Annotated in this window: 1 pseudogene; it reads left to right on the top strand. The window is 61.2% G+C overall.

From position 1 onward, the window contains the following. Window positions 1-376 (top strand): annotated as a pseudogene (locus PA598K_RS37750) (DEAD/DEAH box helicase); the annotation flags it as partial.

Here is a 376-nt window from a genome sequence, read left to right as displayed (position 1 = left end):
CACCGGATCGGCCGTACCGGCCGCGCAGGCAAGGAAGGCACGGCCTGGTCGTTCGTCACTCCGCGCGAGATCGATCACCTGCACTTCATCGAGCGCGTCACCCGTCAGAAGATCTCCCGCAAGGCGTTGCCGTCGCTCGCAGAAGCGATCGAAGGCAAGCAACGCGTAACAGCGGAGCGTCTGCTCGAGATTATCCAGTCGGAAGACTTCAATGAATACAAAGGCACGGCGATCCAGCTCCTCGAGCGTTACGATTCCGTGCATCTGCTCGCAGCGGCTCTGAAGCTGCTGACCGGCGAGAAGAAGGACGTCAACATCGAATTGACGCCTGAGGATCCGATCCGCGCCAAGAAGCGTCGTCCGGACGTCCGGACGA

The sequence above is a fragment of the Paenibacillus sp. 598K genome (genome assembly GCF_003851045.1).
In the GTDB taxonomy this organism is placed as follows: Bacteria; Bacillota; Bacilli; order Paenibacillales; family Paenibacillaceae; genus Paenibacillus_D.
The sequence above is the reverse complement of the archived record's forward strand: the minus strand, read 5'-3'. Positions and strand labels throughout refer to the sequence as shown.